This window comes from Devosia equisanguinis (assembly GCF_900631955.1).
GTDB lineage: Bacteria > Pseudomonadota > Alphaproteobacteria > Rhizobiales > Devosiaceae > Devosia > Devosia equisanguinis.
The window spans coordinates 15665-34598 of sequence record NZ_UZWD01000073.1 but is presented as its reverse complement, the minus strand read 5'-3'; the positions used below and the strand labels follow the sequence as shown (position 1 = coordinate 34598).

17 protein-coding genes are annotated in these 18934 nt (G+C 63.9%); 7 read left to right on the top strand and 10 right to left on the bottom strand.

Annotated elements, in window-relative coordinates:
• Nucleotides 1-201 precede the first annotated feature (201 nt).
• Both gltA and gltX read right to left on the bottom strand, forming a co-directional pair.
• Nucleotides 202-1491: a citrate synthase gene (gltA, locus tag DEVEQU_RS19605; protein ID WP_126152301.1), complete on the bottom strand. Its 1290-nt coding sequence runs from the start codon at nucleotides 1489-1491 to the stop codon at nucleotides 202-204.
• A 183-nt stretch (nucleotides 1492-1674) separates the two neighbouring features.
• Nucleotides 1675-3090 carry a glutamate--tRNA ligase gene (gene gltX / locus DEVEQU_RS19600; RefSeq protein ID WP_126152300.1) on the bottom strand — a complete coding sequence of 472 codons (1416 nt, stop codon included), beginning with the start codon at nucleotides 3088-3090 and terminating at the stop codon, nucleotides 1675-1677.
• 247 nt (nucleotides 3091-3337) lie between these two features.
• On the opposite strand from gltX, the gene DEVEQU_RS19595 reads away from it, so the two are divergent.
• Entirely contained in the window at nucleotides 3338-5326 is a 1989-nt protein-coding gene (locus DEVEQU_RS19595; RefSeq protein WP_126152299.1) for a ComEC/Rec2 family competence protein, read from the top strand.
• On the opposite strand, the gene DEVEQU_RS19590 is transcribed toward DEVEQU_RS19595, so the two are convergent.
• From DEVEQU_RS19590 to DEVEQU_RS19575, 4 genes are read right to left on the bottom strand one after another with little or no spacing between them, the layout of a single operon-like run.
• Nucleotides 5295-7256 carry a beta-galactosidase gene (locus DEVEQU_RS19590; RefSeq protein WP_126152298.1) on the bottom strand — a complete coding sequence of 654 codons (1962 nt, stop codon included), beginning with the start codon at nucleotides 7254-7256 and terminating at the stop codon, nucleotides 5295-5297. The genes DEVEQU_RS19595 and DEVEQU_RS19590 overlap by 32 nt on opposite strands.
• Nucleotides 7257-7264: 8 nt before the next feature.
• Nucleotides 7265-8140 (bottom strand): SMP-30/gluconolactonase/LRE family protein, encoded by an 876-nt coding sequence (locus tag DEVEQU_RS19585; RefSeq protein ID WP_126152297.1) that lies wholly within the window; start codon nucleotides 8138-8140, stop codon nucleotides 7265-7267.
• Complete coding sequence (locus DEVEQU_RS19580) at nucleotides 8137-8748, bottom strand: 2-dehydro-3-deoxy-6-phosphogalactonate aldolase (RefSeq protein WP_126152296.1); 612 nt, start codon at nucleotides 8746-8748, stop codon at nucleotides 8137-8139. Before DEVEQU_RS19580 ends, DEVEQU_RS19585 begins: the two co-directional genes overlap by 4 nt.
• A 10-nt stretch (nucleotides 8749-8758) precedes the next feature.
• The gene (locus DEVEQU_RS19575; RefSeq protein ID WP_126152295.1) at nucleotides 8759-9676 is read right to left on the bottom strand and encodes a 2-dehydro-3-deoxygalactonokinase; all 918 of its coding nucleotides are present in this window, start codon (nucleotides 9674-9676) and stop codon (nucleotides 8759-8761) included.
• Nucleotides 9677-9974: 298 nt separating this feature from the next.
• On the opposite strand from DEVEQU_RS19575, the gene DEVEQU_RS19570 reads away from it, so the two are divergent.
• The gene (locus DEVEQU_RS19570; protein WP_126152294.1) at nucleotides 9975-11783 is read left to right on the top strand and encodes an IlvD/Edd family dehydratase; all 1809 of its coding nucleotides are present in this window, start codon (nucleotides 9975-9977) and stop codon (nucleotides 11781-11783) included.
• A gap of 281 nt (nucleotides 11784-12064) precedes the next feature.
• On the opposite strand, the gene lexA is transcribed toward DEVEQU_RS19570, so the two are convergent.
• The gene (lexA, locus tag DEVEQU_RS19565) at nucleotides 12065-12784 is read right to left on the bottom strand and encodes a transcriptional repressor LexA (protein WP_126152293.1); all 720 of its coding nucleotides are present in this window, start codon (nucleotides 12782-12784) and stop codon (nucleotides 12065-12067) included.
• A gap of 141 nt (nucleotides 12785-12925) precedes the next feature.
• Here lexA and DEVEQU_RS19560 point away from each other — a divergent pair, with 141 nt between their 5' ends.
• From DEVEQU_RS19560 to DEVEQU_RS19545, 5 genes are all read left to right on the top strand, one after another.
• On the top strand, nucleotides 12926-13162 hold the full coding sequence (locus DEVEQU_RS19560; RefSeq protein WP_126152292.1) for a hypothetical protein: 237 nt from the start codon (nucleotides 12926-12928) through the stop codon (nucleotides 13160-13162).
• Between the two features lie 119 nt (nucleotides 13163-13281).
• Nucleotides 13282-13458: a hypothetical protein gene (locus DEVEQU_RS19980; RefSeq protein WP_164550492.1), complete on the top strand. Its 177-nt coding sequence runs from the start codon at nucleotides 13282-13284 to the stop codon at nucleotides 13456-13458.
• A gap of 137 nt (nucleotides 13459-13595) precedes the next feature.
• Nucleotides 13596-14258 carry a 5-oxoprolinase subunit B family protein gene (locus DEVEQU_RS19555; RefSeq protein ID WP_126152291.1) on the top strand — a complete coding sequence of 221 codons (663 nt, stop codon included), beginning with the start codon at nucleotides 13596-13598 and terminating at the stop codon, nucleotides 14256-14258.
• On the top strand, nucleotides 14255-15157 hold the full coding sequence (locus tag DEVEQU_RS19550; protein WP_126152290.1) for a 5-oxoprolinase subunit C family protein: 903 nt from the start codon (nucleotides 14255-14257) through the stop codon (nucleotides 15155-15157). Before DEVEQU_RS19555 ends, DEVEQU_RS19550 begins: the two co-directional genes overlap by 4 nt.
• Nucleotides 15154-15924, top strand: coding sequence for a LamB/YcsF family protein (locus tag DEVEQU_RS19545; RefSeq protein ID WP_126152289.1), 771 nt, complete (start codon nucleotides 15154-15156; stop codon nucleotides 15922-15924). The genes DEVEQU_RS19550 and DEVEQU_RS19545 overlap by 4 nt, the downstream gene beginning before the upstream one ends.
• A 319-nt stretch (nucleotides 15925-16243) precedes the next feature.
• Here DEVEQU_RS19545 and DEVEQU_RS19540 read toward each other — a convergent pair whose 3' ends face one another.
• The 3 genes from DEVEQU_RS19540 to DEVEQU_RS19530 are packed head-to-tail and all read right to left on the bottom strand — an operon-like array spanning nucleotide 16244 to nucleotide 18933.
• Nucleotides 16244-17002: an ABC transporter ATP-binding protein gene (locus DEVEQU_RS19540; RefSeq protein WP_206437897.1), complete on the bottom strand. Its 759-nt coding sequence runs from the start codon at nucleotides 17000-17002 to the stop codon at nucleotides 16244-16246.
• A gap of 14 nt (nucleotides 17003-17016) precedes the next feature.
• Nucleotides 17017-17781, bottom strand: a complete 765-nt coding sequence (locus DEVEQU_RS19535) for an ABC transporter ATP-binding protein (protein WP_126152287.1) — start codon at nucleotides 17779-17781, stop codon at nucleotides 17017-17019.
• Nucleotides 17782-17790: 9 nt separating this feature from the next.
• Nucleotides 17791-18933, bottom strand: a complete 1143-nt coding sequence (locus tag DEVEQU_RS19530) for a branched-chain amino acid ABC transporter permease (protein WP_126152286.1) — start codon at nucleotides 18931-18933, stop codon at nucleotides 17791-17793.
• Between the last annotated feature and the right edge of the window lies 1 nt (nucleotide 18934).

Below are 18934 nucleotides of genomic sequence, written 5' to 3'. Positions count from 1 at the left end.
GGAGAGATTTACCCTCCGGGACAGATCAAAGCCCTCAAGGGGGAGGGGCGATGGAGCCGCATCAACCAGAACGTGAAACGCTCTAGGGGGAGGGAGGCGAAGGGGCCGGGAGATATGGGGACCCAACACTTACGGATGATCCATAAAGAAAAAGCACCCCTTTGGTGGAAGGGGTGCTTTGGTTTGGCGATGGCCGGGCGATCAGCGCTGGGTGATGGGCTGGTAGTCGCGGGCGGTGGCGCCGTTGTAGAGCTGGCGCGGGCGGCCGATTTTCTTCTGCGGGTCGCCGATCATTTCCTTCCACTGGCTGATCCAGCCGACGGTGCGGGCGACGGCGAAGAGCACGGTGAACATGGAGGTCGGGAAGCCGATCGCGTCCAGGATCACGCCGGAGTAGAAATCGACATTCGGATAAAGCTTGCGGTCGATGAAGTACTGGTCTTCGAGCGCGATGCGTTCGAGTTCCTGTGCGACCTGCAGGGTCGGGTTGTTCTCGACGCCGAGGATGGAGAGCACCTCCTTGGCGGTGGCCTGCATGACCTTGGCGCGCGGATCGAAGTTCTTGTAGACGCGGTGACCAAAACCCATCAGGCGGAACGGGTCATTCTTGTCCTTGGCGCGGGCGATGAATTCGGGGATGCGATCCACCGTGCCGATCTGGCGCAGCATGTTGAGGCAGGCCTCGTTGGCGCCGCCATGGGCAGGGCCCCAGAGGCAGGCCACGCCAGCCGCGATACAAGCGAAGGGATTGGCGTCGGACGAGCCGGACAGACGCACCGTCGAGGTCGAAGCGTTCTGCTCGTGATCGGCATGGAGCGTGAAGATCAGGTCCATGGCGCGGGCAATCTTGGGATCGACCTTGTATTCCTCGGCCGGGACCGAGAAGCACATGTGCAGGAAATTGGCCGCGTAATCGAGATCGTTGCGCGGATATACGAAGGGCTGGCCAATCGAGTATTTATAGGCCATGGCCGCCAGGGTCGGGATCTTGGCGATCATGCGGATGGAGGCGATCTCGCGCTGCTGCGGATCGTTGATATCGGTGGAGTCGTGGTAGAAGGCGGCCATGGCGCCGACCACGCCGGTCATCACCGCCATCGGGTGCGCATCGCGACGGAAGCCGCGGAAGAAATAGTGCATCTGCTCGTGCACCATGGTGTGGCGCGTGACCAGCTGCTCGAATTCCTTGAACTGGGCCGGGGTCGGCAGTTCGCCGTAAAGAAGCAGGTAGCAGACTTCGAGATAGTTGGATTTGTCGGCCAGCTGCTCGATGGGATAGCCGCGATAGAGCAGTTCGCCCTTGTCGCCATCGATGAAGGTGATGGCGCTGTCGCATGCCGCAGTGGAGGTGAAGCCCGGATCGTAAGTGAACAGGCCGGTTTTGGCGTAGAGGGAGCGGATGTCCATGACATCCGGACCAACGGTACCGCTCAGTATCGGGAATTCATGGGTCTGGTCCCCGATGACGAGTTTTGCGACTTTATCGGTCATTGATATCTCCTCGCTTCACCCGCGCGCCCCGCAGGAAGGATCGATGTTATAGGCTTGGGTCGGCGCCTTTCAGCGGCGCCGAACGTTACCGCAGAGGTATCAGGTCTTGACCGGCAAGGGCAACCGATAGGTAAGTATGACTTATCTATCGGCCGGGTGTCGCCATCGGGCCGACGGGGCGGTTCAGCCCCCGATCTGGTCGCTGAGTCGGGCCATGCTTTCCTCGCGGCCAATCAGCACCATGACCTCGAAAATGCCCGGCGACACGGTGCGTCCGGTGAGTGCGGCGCGCAGCGGCTGGGCCAATTTGCCGAGCTTGAGACCCTTCTCTTCGGCCAGACTACGCATGGCCGCATCGATGGCGGGCACTGACCAATCGGCAAGGCCCCCTAACGTTTCGGCAATACCGGCCAGCACCAGTTTGGCGTCGTCGGTCAGCAGAGCTGCCGCGGCGGCATCGGGTTGGATCGGGCGCAGGGCATAGATGAACTGCGCCAGGTCGATCAGCTCCAGCACCGTCTTGGCACGCGGCTGCAATTCGGGCAGGGCGGCCAGCACGGTGTTGTGATTGGCCGTTAGGCCCGTGACGTCGTTTTCGCGACCCACTTCGCGCGCGGTTTCGACCATCACATTGTAGAGATAGGTTGGGTCGGCCTCGCGGATATAGTGGCCGTTGATGTTCTCGAGCTTGACGAAGTCAAAGCGCGCCGCGCCCTTGTTGAGGGCTTCGAGGCTGAACCATTCCACCATCTGCTCGGTGGAGAAGATTTCGTCGTCGCCATGGCTCCAGCCGAGGCGGGCCAGATAGTTGCGCACGGCCTCGGGCAGATAGCCCATCTGCCGATAGGCCTCGACGCCGAGGGCGCCGTGGCGCTTGGACAGCTTGGCGCCATCCGGGCCGTGGATCAGCGGAATATGGGCCATTTCAGGCACAGGCCAGCCCATGGCGTTGTAGATGACGATCTGGCGGGCGGCATTGGTCAGGTGGTCGTCGCCACGGATGATGTGGGTGACGCCCATATCATGATCGTCGACCACCACGGCATGCATATAGGTGGGGGTGCCGTCCGAGCGCAGGATGATGAAGTCGTCGAGGTTCTCGGTCTTGAAGACCACGTCGCCCTGCACATGGTCATGCACGATGATTTCGCCCGACAGTGGCGCCTTGATGCGGACCACCGGCTTGATGCCTTCGGGAGCCTCGGAGGGGTCGCGATCGCGCCAATAGCCATTGTAACGGGGCGGCTTGCCGGCGGCGCGGGCGTCCTCGCGCATCTGCTCCAGTTCCTCGGGGGAGCAATAGCAGTAATAGGCATGGCCCATCTTCACCAGTTCATGGGCGATATCGGCGTGGCGTGCGGCGCGGGCGAACTGGCTGATCGGCTCGCCGTCCCAATCGAGGCCCAGCCATTTCAGCCCATCGATCAGCGCGGTGACGGCGGCTTCGGTGGAGCGCTCGCGATCGGTGTCTTCGATGCGCAGCAGCATCTTGCCGCCCTGGTTCTTGGCATAGGCCCAGCTGAAGAGAGCCGTGCGCGCGCCGCCGATATGCAGGTAGCCGGTGGGAGATGGGGCAAAACGGGTGACGACCTGGGACATGGGAACCGAAGAATTTTGAGGAAATGCGGGCCGTGTGTAGCATAGGCGGGCTTGAGCGCAAGGGTGGGGGTGCCCGGGATTGGCCGAAGCGGGGGCAGGGGCGAACGGAAAGGGCGTGTTGGTGCCGGGGCCAAGGGGCGCGGTGCGGCTGTGGCCGCCGCGGCCGGCGCCCGCTTTTGGACCTCGCGCGGCCTGGGGGAGCCTGGTCGAGGCTTTTGCCCAGGCTTTCGAACAGCGGCGGCTGTTCGTGCTTTTGCCATTCAGCCTGATCGTCGGATTGATCGCCTATGCGGCCTGGCCGAGTGAGCCTGGCATGCTGCTCCATGGCGTCGCAGGCCTGATGGCGCTGGGGGTAATCGGCGGCGCGCTGCTGCTGGGCTCGCTTGGCGGGCTGCGCCTGGGGGTGCAACTGGCGGCGCTGGCGCTGGGATTTTGCCTCCTGCCGCTGCATGCGGCAGTTTACGACGCCAAAATGCTGACGCGGGCTGTCTATGGGACCTATGAGGCGCGGGTGGATGAGATCATCTCGGCCGGGGCCGATGGGCAGCGGGTGGTGATTTCGGACCTGGTGCCGCAGGAGGGGGCGCGCATGCCGGATATCCGTCGGGCACGGCTGTTCCTGCCCAACGAGCCGGCCTTGGCGCCGGGGGATCGGATCCGGGCGGCGATGCGGCTGGCGCCGGTGCCGGGGCCGGTGCTGCCGGGGGCGCATGACGGGCAGTTTCACGCCTATTTCTCGGGGATCGGCGCTTATGGCTCGGTGACGGGCGGCACGGTGAGCGTGGTCGCGGCGGGCGACGAGGGCAACATGGTCCGGCGGGTGCAGGCGCTGCGCAATTTCATCGGCGCGCGCATTGATGCGGTGCTCGTGGGGGCCAGTGCAGCCATCGGCAAGGCTATGGTGATGGGCGATCAAAGCGATATCACCGACGAGACACGTGACGTGATGGCGGCGTCGGGGCTGGCGCATATCTATTCGATTTCGGGGCTGCATCTGTCGATCGTGGCGGGCGGCATATTCTGGCTGGTGCGGCTGGCGCTGGCCTCGGTGCCCCTGGTCGTGGGCTGGCCGGTGAAGAAGATTTCGGCGGTGGCGGGGATCTTGGCGGCGTTCTTCTATCTGCTGCTGGCCGGCGGCATGGACAATGTGCCGGCCTTTCGCTCGACGCTGATGCTGGGGCTGATCTTTGGGGCAGTGCTGGCGGGGCGACGGGCGCTCACCATGCGCAATGTGGCAATTGCCGCCTTCGTCATCCTGTTGATCGATCCGGCCAGCCTGTTCCGGCCGAGCTTTCAATTGTCGTTTTCGGCAGTAGTGGCGCTGATCGGGGTCTATGAGATGCCGCGTGGCGGCACGCCGGCGGCGAATGGCACGGTTGACCGGTTGGTGAAGCTGGTCAGCGCGACGGCGTGGACGAGCTTTATCGCTGGGTTCGCGACACTGCTGTTCTCGGCCTATCACTTCCAGCAGACGGCGCCGCTGGGGGTGGTGGGGAACCTGTTGGCGCTGCCCTTTGTCAGCTTCGTGATCATGCCGTTCGGGGTTCTGTCGGTGCTGGCCATGCCGTTCGGGGCCGATGCGCCATTCCTCATGGTGATGGGCTGGGGTATCGAGCGGATGGTGGATGTCGCCGAACTGGTGGCGGGGTGGAGTGCCGGGCTGACCGGTAACCCGCTGCTTGCCGGTTGGACGCTGCTGGTGGGTCTTCTGGCGCTGGCCTGGTTTGCGCTGCTCGCGGAGCGATGGCGGTTATTGCTGCCGGCGCTGGCAATGCCGCTGATCCTGGTATTCGGGTTTGAGCCACGGCCGGATGTGCTGGTGGCGGACACGACGCAGGCGGTGGCGATTAGCAGCGGCGAGGGCATGGCGCTCGCCAGCGGGCGGACCGGCAGCTTCGCGGTGGATGTGTGGAGCCGGCATTACCAGACACCGATCGCGGCGCAGCATCCCGGGGCGCGATGCGACAGCCTGGGCTGTGTTGTCAGCACCGACGCGTTTTCGGTGGCCATTGTGCGCAATGCGGCGGCTTTTGCCGAGGATTGCTTCGGGCATGATCTGGTGATCGCCCGCATCAGGCCGCCGGTTGGGTGTGGAGCGGAGGGGGTGATGATCGGGCCGGAGCAATTGGCGGCGGGCGGTGTGCATTGGCTGCACTGGGATGCGGCAGCCGGGCGGTTCGATGTCCGCCCGGCGATTACAAATCTCAACCGGCCGTGGCGAGTCGTGCCACGGTGACGCCGGCGGCGGGCATATCGGCCGCACCTACGACATAGCCGGCCTCGTCGGCGGCCGGGTTGAGCTGGGCGCTGCCGGCGCTGTAATTCACATAGATGCGGAAGCCGCCGCGGGTGCGGCAGCGGACGCCGGCCGGGAGGCTGAGCACCGGCAGGTCGGCATCGGCGATCAGATGGTCGGCCACGCGCTGGATCAGCGCGCGATCACCGCTGGCGGAGAGATAGAAGAGCTTGCCCTGGGCAACCAGCACCGGCAGGTCTTCTTCGTCCTCCATGATCACCTCGGCGCCGGTCTCGAGCTTTTCGCGCCACAGGCGGGCCGAACCGCCACCCTTGACCGGCACGGAGACATGCGGGGGAATGCTGTCGACGCGCATGACACGTGTATCGAGCAGGTTCTGCGGCAGATCTGGTGCGAGGCGGGCGGGGATCGAAAAGTCTTGCGTCTTGGCGCCGGAGCGAGGGCCGATCAGCACCCTTCCGTCGAATTCGGCAATGGCAGTGCGCAGGGCATCTGTCCAGGCGAAGAGCGCGGGAATGGCGACAATGTCATAGCCGGCAAGGCTGGTCGTGGAGGGCGGCAGGACGTCGATATCGACACCATGCTTGCGGAAGGCCGAATAGATGGCCCGGACATGGGCACCATGCTGAAAACCCTGGGCCTGCGCTTCGATCTCCCAGGCCCATTCGCTCTGGTAATCATAGATCACCGCCACGCGGCCCTTATTGGCGGTGCCGGAAAGGCCGGTGGCGGCCAGCTCTTCGGCCACCTGGGTGGCCTCGTGATAGGCCGGCGCGGGCTCGCTGTCTGGGCGCAACAGGCCGGCATGCATCTGTTCCTGGGCAAAGGGGGCCTGACGCCAGCGGAAATAGGACACCACTTCGGCGCCATGGGCAAAGGCTTCCCAGGCCCACAGACGGGCCATGCCCGGCAGCGGATCGGGATTGAACTGCGCCCAGTTCACCGGGCCGGGCTGTTGCTCCATGACCCACCAGCGGCCGTGCCCGACGCTGCGATAGAGGTCGTGGTGGAAGGCAGCGTTGTCCGGGTCGCCCTGGCGCAGATATTGGCGCTTGATCTCGTCAGGCTCGTCGCTGACCGCCAGATGGCCGATGGGGTAGGAGTCCCAACTCGCCACATCTAGCGTTTCGCCCAGGTCGAAATGGTCGAATTCGGTGTAGCGGCTCATGAAATTGTGGATCACCGGCAGGTCGGGCCGGCGGGCCTTGAGGATGTCGTACTGCACCTTGTTGAAGGCAGAGACCTGGTCGGAGGCGTAGCGGCGGAAGTCGAGCGCGTGGATCGGGTTGGGCTCGCAGACCAGAAGATTGGGCAGCTCGATCTGGTCGAAGCTATTGTATTCCATGGACCAAAAGACATTGCCCCAGGCGGTGTTGAGCGCCTCGATGGTGCCGTAGCGAGCGGCGAGCCAGAGCCGGAAGCCGTCGCGGGCGGCCGGGGAGTAGGAATAGGTGGTGCCGTGGCAGCCATATTCGTTGTCGGTCTGCCAGCCGCCCAGCGCCGGATGATCGCTGAGGGCATCGGCCAGGATCTGCGTAATGCGGGCCGATTCCTCGCGATAGCCGAGATGGGAGAAATCATAGTGCCGGCGGGAGCCAAAGCCGCGCGGGCGGCCATTGGCGTCCACGGCCAGCATGTCTGGATGCTTGTCGATCATCCAGCGCGGCGGGGTGGCGGTGGGGGTGCCGACAATAACCTTGTGGCCATGGCGACCAAGCGTATCCATGGCGCGCACCAGCCAGGACAGGTCGAGATTGCCGGGGGTGGGCTCCAGCCGCGACCAGGCGAACTCGCCGATGCGCACATATTTGATGCCGACCTCGGCCATGCGCTGGGCGTCACGGTCCCACCAGTCTTCGGGCCAGTGTTCGGGATAGTAGCAGACGCCAAGGGCAGGGCTGTCGATCATGGCAGAGCTCAGAGCTTGATTGGTGTTTCGGGCAGACCGGCGACATCGACGTCGATGGCGAAGACGCCACCGGCGACCTTTTCGGCGGCCAGCTGTTCGGGGGAAAGGGTTTTGGAGGCGGTGGTGATATAGAGCGTCTTGAGGTCTGGTCCGCCGAAGGCGGGGCAGGTGACCTGGGACACCGGCACTTCCACGATACGGTCGATGGTGCCATCGGGCGCATAGCGGATCACGCAGGAGCCGCCCCAGCGGGCGTTCCAGAGATAGCCCTGGCTATCGATTACCGCACCATCGGGATAGCCACGATGTTCGGACACGTCGGCAAACAGGGTCCAATCGCCCACCGGCATGCCGGTGGCCGGATCGGTCTGGCATTTGAGGATTTTCTGGCTCGGCGTGTCGGTCCAATAGGCGATGGTGCCATCGGGCGAGAAGCAGGTGGCGTTGGGAATGGCGGCGTTGGCAATCAGCCGTGTCAGCTCGCCGGCGCGGTAGTGATAGACGGCGCCATTCTTGGGGCCCTCATCCTTGACCATGGTACCAATCCAGAAGGCGCCGGACGGATGGACGCGGCTGTCATTGGTGCGGTTCGCCGGGACATCGGCTTCGATATCAACGAGATGAGCGGTTTCGTTCGTGTTGAGGTCGAAGCGCTTGAGGCCGGTTTCTGTCGCCAGAGCCAGCGTGTCACTGTCGATGATGGCGGCCGCGGCGACGATCTCATCGAAGCGCCACTGCCCCTGCACCACACCGGCGGCATTGGCGGCGAACAATTGCTGGTTGTTGATGTCGAACCAGAACAATTGCTGGCGGGCCTGGTGCCAGAACGGGCCCTCGCCGAGGGAGGATTTGCAGTCGATCAATAGGCGGGCGGTATCGGTCATTTGCTGGCTCCCTTGTCATAGGCGGCGACGGCCAGGGCGGCGCGTTCGGCCACCTCGGTGGCACTCATGCCGGGTTTGAAAATATAGGTGCCGAGGCCGAAACCGGTGCAGCCCGCGGCGAAATATTCGTGGAAATTGTCGGGATTGGCGCCGCCGACGGCATAGACCGGCAAGGCGGGCGGCAGCACCGCCTTCATGGCCTTGATGCCCTTGGGGCCCAAGACTTCTGCGGGGAAGAATTTGAGGCCGGTGGCGCCGGAGCGAATGGCGGTGAACGCATCGCTGGGGGAGAAGACACCGGGATAGGATTTCAGGCCGAGCCGCACAGTTTCGCCGATGACGGCGGCATTGGTGTCGGGCGAGACGATGAAGGTGCCGCCAGCCTCGTTCACCGCATTGACGTCCTCTACAGAGAGCACGGTGCCGGCGCCGATTTCGGCGCGATCGCCCAGGGCGGCCTTGGCGCGGGAAATGCTGGTCAGGGCATCGGGGGAATTGAGCGGCACTTCGATCAGGGTAATGCCGGCTTCGACCAGTTCAGCACAGACCGGCACGGCCTCGTCGGGCGTGATGCCGCGCAGAATGGCGATGATGTGACGATGGGACATGGCTGATCCTTCAGGAACGGAACTGACGCGCAGCCTTGAGGCCGGCGAGGACGACTTCGGTGGCATCGACCGGGCGGCCCTTGGCACCGGCCATTTCTAGTACCTTCACATATAGCGCACAGAGGCTGGCCGAACCGATGAGCGGCACCGGCTCGTTGCCGATCTGGTGGCGGTTGGCGGCGATCTCGGTGCCGATCAACAGGCCCGAGAGATAACCGGCGCACCAATCGGGCTGGCGGCCGGAGAGCAGGGCGGCGGCGCGGACGCGGAACAACTGGCCCAGGAGATCCTGAGGGCGCTCCAGCCCATCGGCGGCACCGGCGGCAAAACCCTCGGCCCGGGCGGGGCCATCGAGTTCGCCAGTCAGGGAATGGCGCAGCACGGTGTGGGTTTTCAGCACGTCGAACATCTCGCCCGTCATGGCGGTGGTGAAGTGCTCGATATGCGTGCCGCGCAGCAGCGCCCATTTGGAATGGGTGCCAGGCATGCAGACAAGGCCGGAATAGTCGGGCAGCAGCGTGGCAAGGCCCAGCAGCTGGGTTTCCTCGCCGCGCATGACGTTTTCGCCACCCTGCTTCTGGCAGATGCCGGGGAGGATGAGTGGCTGAAGCCCTTGGTCGTCCATGTCGGGACGAACAGCTGCGGCGGCGAGGCCGCGCAGATCGGCCGGCGCTTCGAGATAGGGCGCTTCGCGCCAGCCCTGACGCGCGCCGGCCATGCCGCAGATCAGCACATCGACGGGATTGGCGGGTAGCGGAAAGGCGGCGATGGTTTCGCGCAGCGCTTCGGGGAATTGCTGCGGCGTCAGGCGCCCCATGCCCTTGTCGCTGGTCGCGGAGGCAAGGATGGCGCCATGGGCGTCAATGCCCCAGCAGCGCATATTGGAGGTGCCCCAATCCACGGCAATCCAGGCAACCGTTAATGTCACTCAACCCTCTCCCATTTCGCGGCTCGTCTCATTGGCGGCGCGACCCTAAAGCCGATCCCGGTGCGTTGCCAGAGCGATTCCCGTCTCCGTGTTCCCCTGCTGATAAAGCAGGCGCCGGATGCGGTCTTCGCGCCGGGTAAGATTGCCCAAGCCATGCGGCAGAATCGGCCAAAGCCAGCGCCGTGCATGAATTGTATGATTTTTTGCGAGAAAGCCATTCCCTCGGCCCCGCGGCGTGATAGAACGGCTTCCAGCAAGACCCCAAAGTCCGCTCTGCGGATGAGCAAGGAAAGTGACTATGACGGCAGACAACGGCGGCGGTGGCCCCCGCAAATTGCGTTCGCGCGCCTGGTTCGACAATCCGGATAATCCGGACATGACCGCGCTTTATCTCGAGCGCTACATGAATTTCGGCGTTTCGCGCGAGGAACTGCAGTCGGATAAGCCGATCATCGGCATCGCCCAGACTGGTTCGGACCTCAGCCCCTGCAATCGCCACCACATCGTGCTGGCCGAACGCCTGCGCGAAGGGATTCGCGAAGCGGGCGGCATCGCCATCGAATTCCCGGTGCATCCGATCCAGGAAACCGGCAAGCGCCCGACCGCCGGGCTCGACCGCAACCTGGCCTATCTGGGTCTTGTTGAGGTGCTCTACGGCTATCCGCTGGATGGCGTGGTGCTGACCATTGGTTGCGACAAGACCACCCCGGCCATGCTGATGGGTGCGGCGACGGTGAACATTCCGGCGATCGCTTTGTCGGTTGGGCCGATGCTCAATGGCTGGCACAAGGGCGAGCGCACCGGGTCGGGCACCATTGTGTGGAAGGCGCGGCAACTGCTGGCGGCCGGCGAGATCGACTATCCCAAGTTCATCGAACTGGTGGCGTCGTCGGCGCCCTCGACCGGCTATTGCAATACCATGGGCACGGCCACGACGATGAATTCGCTGGCTGAAGCGCTGGGCATGCAGCTGCCGGGGTCCGCCGCCATTCCCGCGCCCTATCGTGATCGCCAGGAAATGGCTTATCGCACCGGCAAGCGCGCCGTGGAGATGGTGCATGAGGATTTGAAACCCTCCGACATCCTGACCAAGGAAAACTTCCTCAACGCCATCGTGGTCAATTCGGCCATTGGCGGCTCGACCAATGCGCCGATCCATATCAATGCCATTGCCAAGCATATCGGGGTCGATCTCAATATCGACGAATGGCAGCAGCATGGCCACAAGGTGCCGCTGCTGGTGAATCTGCAGCCGGCTGGCGAATATCTGGGCGAGGACTATTACCATGCCGGCGGCGTGCCGGCAGTGGTCAACGAGCTGATGACGCAGGGGCTGATCCACGAGAACGCACCGACCGTCAACGGCAAGTCCATTGGCGAGAATTGCCGCAATACCGTGATCGAGGACGACAAGGTCATCCGGCATTTCGACAATCCGCTCAAGGCCGAGGCCGGGTTCCTGGTGCTGCGCGGCAATCTGTTCGACAATGCCATCATGAAGACCAGCGTGATCTCGCCGGAATTCCGTGAACGCTATCTCTCGGACCCGGCCCATCCGGGCATGTTCGAGGGCAAGGCCGTAGTGTTCGACGGGCCGGAGGATTACCACCATCGGATCGACGATCCGTCGCTGGAGATCGATGAGCATACGCTGCTCTTCATGCGCGGCGCAGGCCCGATCGGCTATCCGGGCGCGGCTGAAGTGGTGAACATGCGGCCGCCCGATTACCTGATCAAGAAGGGGATTTCGTCGCTGGCCTGTATCGGCGACGGACGCCAGTCGGGCACGTCGGGCTCGCCCTCCATCCTCAATGCCTCGCCGGAAGCGGCGGCGGGCGGCAATCTTGCCATTCTCCGCACCGGTGACCGGGTGCGCATCGACCTCAACAAGGGCGAGGCCGATATCCTGATCTCTGCCGAGGAGATCGCGACCCGTCGCGCGGCGCTGGAGTCGGATGGCGGCTACAAGTTCCCCAAGCACCAGACGCCCTGGCAGGAAATCCAGCGCGGCCTGGTCGGCCAGCTTGGCGACGGCGCCATCCTGCGCGGCGCCGACAAGTATCAGCGCATCGCCCAGAACGAGGGCCTGCCGCGCGACAATCACTGATCGCTGCAATATGAATGAGAAAGGCCCGCCAGCTTGGCGGGCCTTTTTATTGGGCACTTCACGTTCGGGTTGATGCGGCTTTATTGCCGGCTCTCATTTGAGAGGAGAGCATGTGGTCTGAGCGTGCTGCGCACCCCCACCCGGCCTCCCCCTGAAGGAGGGAGAGGAGCTGCATCGCGTTGGGGGGCAAGATGTTGCCAGAAGTACCGGCCTGCTTCCCTCCACGTTGAGGGGAGGGAGGTGAAAGGGTCAACCTCAACTTGAAATGATCGGCCGAGCGATCAGTACTTTCGCAGCAGGCCCACCAGGCGCCCCTGGACCTTGACGCGGTCGGGTGGGAAGATGCGGGTTTCGTAGGCGGGGTTGGCGGCTTCCAGAGCAACGGTATTGCCCTTGCGGCGCAGGCGCTTGAGGGTGGCTTCCTCGTCATCGACCAGGGCGACGATGATCTCGCCGGTGGAAGCGACGTCCTGCTTCTTGATGAGCACGGTATCGCCATCGAAAATGCCGGCATCGATCATGGAATCGCCACGCACTTCGAGTGCATAATGTTCGCCGGGCCCGAGCATTTCGGGGGGCACGGCAATGGTGTGGGAATGGGACTGGATCGCCTCGATCGGGGTGCCCGCAGCAATGCGGCCCATCACCGGGATGGAGACGGGGCGGGCATAATCGTCGGCCATGCCGGCGCTGACACGGGCCGGAGGGGTGGCAACCTTGCCCAGATTGCCCTCGATGACGGACGGCTCGAAGCGCGCCTTGCGGCCGCCAAGCGAAGGGTTCATCGAATCGGGGAGTTTTACGACTTCCAGCGCGCGTGCCCGGTTGGGCAGGCGGCGGATGAAACCGCGCTCCTCAAGCGCGGTGATCAGGCGATGGATACCGGATTTGGAGGCGAGGTCGAGCGCATCCTTCATCTCGTCGAATGAAGGCGGAATGCCGCTTTCCTTCATCCTTTCATGGATGAACATCAGCAATTCATGTTGTTTGCGCGTCAGCATTGGCCCCACACCCAGAATCGGAACATAGACGGAACGACTATAGGTGTTCCATTTATGTTCTGCAATAGTGCCGACATTACTTGCACGCCGCTGCGGCCGGGGTTATGCGAACGGCCGATCTGACAGGTTTGGAGTGGCCAAGTGAGCCGGAAGGAATTCGACGCGTCGCGCATGCGGCGGATCAAGCGGGCTGCGGCGCGCTACGGGCTGACAGTGCTGACCTCGGAAAAGATGAAGGTGCTTGGCCACCCGGGCGGCCACGCCATTCGCCATGACGAGAGTTTCAAAATAGTCTTCGGAGATAGTCCCAAGCCGTTTTCGGCAACGCTCGACGAGGTGGAAGCCTATGTCGATGCTCTGGAAGCTGGCGAAGAGTAAGCGGACCTGACCTGTTCGGCAAGCCGAACTCTGCGCTGGATCGGTGCAATCCGTTATTTAAACGGTAACAGGAATCGCCGCACAGTGTGGGTGTAGGCTCACTGTGGAGGCGCGTTATTGTGTTTACCCTGATCAACGCTGACGCCGACGAAGACGACGCCGAAATCACCGATCCCCAGGAAATCGCGGAGCTTTTTGCTGCCATTGCGGCCGTGGCCATCGAGGCCATCGGACCGGGGCAGGCCCGCGAGCTCTTTGAGGCCGTGGTTGAGCAGGAGGGCCGCGATCCCAATTAGCGCAAGTCTTTCCTCCTCTATGCTGGCGCCATAGCAGCGCTCGCGCTGGTCCGATAAGGCCAGCCTGCCCAAGACTTGACGGGACGCGCGACCTCATCGCAGGAGTGCGTTCCGCATATGAACAACGGGCCTTGGGCATGGATAGGGTAACCACTGGCAGCGGGAAGGCGCCGCGCATCATGCCGCTCGGCGATAGTGCCGTTTTGGTGCGGTTCGGGTCCGATCTGGACGAGGCCGCAAATCGCAATGCGCTGGCTTTGGCGGCAGAACTTCTGCGGCTGCCCATCACGGGCGTGCTGGAGGTTGTGCCGAGCCTGGTCTCGGTGCTGATACGCTACGATCCCCAAGCGATCGATGGCTGGCGGTTGGCTGGCGAGATCGGCTTGCGGCTCACCCATCGGCCTTGTGATCTCGACACCAAGACGCATCGGATCGGCGTGCTGTTCGATGGGCCGGACCTTGCCGAGGTCGCCGAGGCCTTGGGCTTGTCGGTTGCCGATTTCATCAACAGACATAATGAACAGGCGCTGCGGGTGCTGACCACCGGGTTTGCGCCGGGTTTCGTCTATTGCGGCTTTCATGCGCCCGAGCTGGTCGTGCCAAGGCGCACGGCCGTGCGGCCCAAGGTGGCGGTGGGGTCGGTGCTGTTTGCTGCGGGGCAGACGGCGATCGCCGCTACGGAAATTCCGACCGGCTGGCATGTGATCGGGCATACCGGTTTCAGAAATTTCGAACCCGAGCGCGATCCGCCGACGCGACTGCGGGCCGGGGACGTGGTGGTGTTCGAGGCCGTGTCATGAGGAGTGTGCTGCGGATATTGCGGTCCGGGCCGCTGACCACAATTCAGGACAATGGCCGCTTCGGCATGTTGGCGCATGGGGTGAGCGCTTCGGGACCAATGGATCGGGAAGCATTTTGGCGCGCGGGCCTGCGGGCCGGGGCCAGCGGAGATGGCGGGCTGGAATTCACCCGAGCCGGACTGGATATCGAGGTGGCCGAGGGCCAGGCAGTGCTGGGCTGGGATGGCGGTGCGTTTGGCGTGGCCGTGAATGGCGTGGCGCAGGACTGGCCGGGCGGCGCCTGGCTCGGAGCGGGCGACCGCGTGTCGATTACGCCGGGGGCGGCGGGGAATTACGGCTATCTGCGGTTCGGCGCGGTGCTGGATGTCCCGCTGGTTTTGGGCAGCCAGGCCACCAGCACGCGGGCGCGGTTGGGCGGGCTGGAGGGCAGGGCGCTGGTGGCGGGGGACGTGCTCGGCCTGATTGGCGAGGGCAGGGCGCCGGTTCTGCCCGCGACGCCGATGGAGGAAAATGGACCGATCCGTTTCATCTGGGGCATTCACGCCGAGCGGTTTTCGTCGCTGGTGCGGGAGCGCTTCGTGGAGGCGGGTTTCGTTGTCAGCCCGACGCTCGACCGTATGGGGGTGCGCCTGCTGGACAAGGATGAGGTGTTCGGCGGCGAAAGCATCCTGTCGCTGATTTCCGATCCGATCCTGCCGGGTGATATCCAGATCCTCGGCGACGGCACGCCTGTGGTGCTGATGGTTGACCATCAGCCGACCGGGGGTTATCCGCGCATCGGCACGATAATCAGCGTCGATCTCGGGCGGTTTGCGCAATTGCGGCCGGGCAGCCCCGTTGCCTTTGTCCCGGTCAGCGTCGATCATGCGCAGCGTCTGTTGCGGGGAAGTCGGGGATGACCAGGATCGATCTCAATGCCGATATCGGCGAGGGCATGGGCACCGATGAGGACCTGCTGGAAATCGTGTCCAGCGCCTCCATCGCCTGTGGCGGGCATGCCGGCGATGCGCCGACGATCCGGCGGCTTTTGAAACTGTGCCGGGCGCGCGGGGTGCGTGCCGGCGCGCATCCGGGTTATGCCGATCCCAAACGGTTCGGGCGCTTCCGGCTGGTGATGCCGCTCGAGCAACTGCTTGGACAGATTCGCGACCAGATGTTCCTCATTCGCCATATCGCAGACGAGGTCGAGGTGCCGCTGGGCTATGTGAAGCTGCATGGGGCGCTGGCCAACCAGACGGCGGAGGAACTGGCTTTTGCGGTAGGGGTGTTCGCCACCATCCAGGGCATGGATTCGCGTATTGCGGTGCTGGCACTGGACAATAGCGAGCAGGTGCGTGCGGCCAAGGCTGTGGGCATGCCGCTCATTCGCGAGGCCTATGCCGACCGCGCTTACACGGCCGCGGGGCTGTTGGTCCCGCGCAGCCAGGAGGGCGCAGTAATTCACGATAGCGGACAGGTGATCGAGCGCTGCCTGCGGCTGGCGCGGGAGGGGGAAATCGTGGCGATCGATGGCACCGTACTGAAATCGGAAGCGCGCTCGATTTGCCTCCATGGTGATACGCCGGGGGCGGTGGAGCTGGCGCGCGATGTGCGAGATGCGCTGGAGGCGGAGGGTGTCGAGATCGGGGCGCTGGCGCCGGAGGTGGAGGAACCGCCGGTGCTGTAGGGGCGCGCGCGCTGTTACGTCACGTTGTGGTTGATGTGGTTGCAGCGCCTTCTCCTCCTGGAGCTATCGCACTTGCACACCCTCACCCAGCCTCCCCCTGAAGGAGGGGGAGGAGCTGCATCGCGTTGGGGGGGAGGGTTTGCGCAAAGCATGGCGCTTGGGTAGAGCCCAAGGTCGGTTTTGTGGGTGGGCAGCGGGCTTCCGTGACAAAAATACCCTGGATCCTTCGAGGGGGAGAGGGTGAGATCGGCATTATGCCTTTGAACTCGAAGGACCCAGGGTAGCTGATGCGGCCTTGCGGGCCGGATTGTGTTTTGTGTCAGATCGCCAGGTACTCGTGCCGCAGTTCGGCGTTGTCGAGCACTTCCTGGGCGGTGCCGGCGAAGGCGACTTCGCCGGTGTCGAGGATGACGGCGCGGTCGGCCAGCTTGAGGGCTGCGACGGCGTTCTGTTCGACGATGATGGTGGTGATCCCCAGCGGCTTGATCGAGTGCAGGATGCGCTCGATTTCGTGCACGATGACGGGGGCCAGCCCCTCATAGGGTTCGTCGAGCAGGAGGAGTTTCAGGTCGCGGGCCAGGGCGCGGGCAATGGCCAGCATCTGCTGTTCGCCGCCGGAGAGGGTGACGCCTTCCTGGGTGCGGCGCTCCGCAAGGCGCGGAAAACTCTCGTAGATCTGCTCAAGGCTGAAGCCATGGCCGGGGGCGACGCGGGCGAGGTTGAGATTTTCCTCGACGGTGAGGCCCTGGATGATGCGGCGATCTTCGGGCACCAGCTGAATGCCGGCGCGGGCGGCCTGGTAGCTCTTCATCTGGTGGACGGGTTCGCCGTCGAGCCAGATTTCTCCGCCGCGCATTTCCGGGTTGTCGGCACGGGCAATGGTGCGCAGGGTCGAGCTCTTGCCGGCGCCATTGCGGCCGAGCAAAGCGAGAATTTCGCCCTTGCGGATATCGAGCGAGACGCCCTGCACGATATAGCTTTCGCCGTAATAGGCGTGCACGTCGCGCACCGAGAAGAAGGGGCGGCTGGTTTCGATATTGGCGGCGTGGCTGCCGGGGATGGCGGTTTCAGCTGACATGGCGAGCGAACTCATCAGTGGGCTCCTCCGAGATAGGCTTCCTGCACCTTGGGATTGCCGCGCACCTGGTCGGGCGTGCCATCGGCGATGATACGGCCCTGGGCGAGCACGGAAATCTTGTCGGCGAGCGAGAACACCACATGCATGTCGTGTTCGATGATGACCTTGGTCATGCCGCGCGCCTTGATTTTCTTCAAAAGCTCGATGGTGGTGTTGGTGTCGTGGCGGCTCATGCCGGCGGTGGGTTCGTCGAGCAGCAAGAGGCGCGGATGCTGGATCAGGCACATGGCCAGTTCCATGCGGCGCTTGTCGCCACGGCTGAGGGAGCCAGCATGGCTGTCCTTGCGGTTGATGAGGCCCACATCCTCAAGCATGTGCTCGGCCTCGGCGCGGATGCCGGTCTCGCTGTCGAGCGTGCGCAGCATGTTGAGCTTGAACATGCCGTCGCGCTTGGCCAGTGCCGGGATCATCACATTGTGCAGCACCGAGAGATCGGCGAAGATTTCCGGGGTCTGGAAGACGCGGGCAATGCCGAGCTGGTTGATCTGGAAGGGCTTGCGGCCAGTGAGGATGGTGCCGTCGAACACCACCTGGCCCGATGTCGGGGCGAGCTTGCCGATGATGACGTTGAGCAGGGTGGATTTGCCGGCCCCATTGGGGCCGATGATGGCGTGGGTCTTGCCTTCCTCGATCTGCAGATCGATGTCGGCCAGGGCGTGCAGGCCCCCGAAGCGTTTGTGGACGTCCGCGACGTGCAGGACAATGTTTCCATTGGACATGTGCTGATCCTACTCTGCGGCTTGGGTCTGGGTGGACGAGCGCGGGGTGGCGCCGCGATTGCGGAAGGCGGCGGCGATGCGTCGCACACCTTCCATGATGCCGCCGGGCAGGAAGATCACGATGATGACGAAGAGCAGGCCCAGCGTAAGGTGCCAGCCATCGCCCACGAACTTGCCGACGACCTTGACGAAGAAGGTGTCCACGCCATCGGGCAGGAAGTCGAAGAAACGGGCGAGGATGTTGTCGTTGAGCGCCGAGAGGATGTTCTCGAAGTATTTGATGATCCAGGCGCCGATGACCGGACCCACCAGCGTGCCGACACCGCCCAGGATGGTCATCAGCACCACTTCGCCCGAAGCTGTCCACTGCATGCGCTCGGCACCGGCCAGCGGGTCGGTGACGGCGAGAAGGGCACCGGCGAGGCCGGCATACATGCCCGAGATGACGAAGGCCGACAGCGCATAGGGACGGGTATTGAACCCGGTGAACTGCATGCGGGTCTGGTTGGTCTTGATCGCCTTGAGCATCATGCCGAAGGGCGAGCCGGCAATGCGCTGGGCAATGAAGAAGGCGACGATCAGGAAGCCGGCGCAGAAATAGAAGCCGGCATAGCCGCCGATGGGGGTGCCGAACAGGGTCGGGATCGGCTGGCCGACAAAGCCATGGCCGACGGCAGCATCGAGCACGCGCGGATCGTTGAGGGTGAGCTGCAGGCCGGTTTCGCCATTGGTGATCGGGGTGAGCACCGAATAGGCGAGGTTATAGCTCATCTGGGCGAAGGCCAGCGTGAGGATGGAGAAGTAGATGCCGGAGCGGCGCAGGCACAGGAAGCCGATGACCAGGGCGAAGAGGCCCGAGACGATGACGGCGAAAACCATGGCCGGGATGGCATCAAGGGTGAGCAGTTTGAGCGACCAAACGGCAGTGTAGGAACCGACACCGAAGAAGGCGGCGTGGCCGAAGCTGAGATAGCCGGTGAGACCGAAGAGGATGTTAAAGCCCACGGCGAAGATGCCGTAGATCATGAAGCGCTGCAGCAGGTCCGGATAGCCGGCGCCAAGGGGCGCCAGCCAGATCGGCATGGTCAGGACGACGAGGGTGAAGCCTGCGAGCAGCAGGAGGTCGTTGCGGGACATGAGATTGGTGTTCATG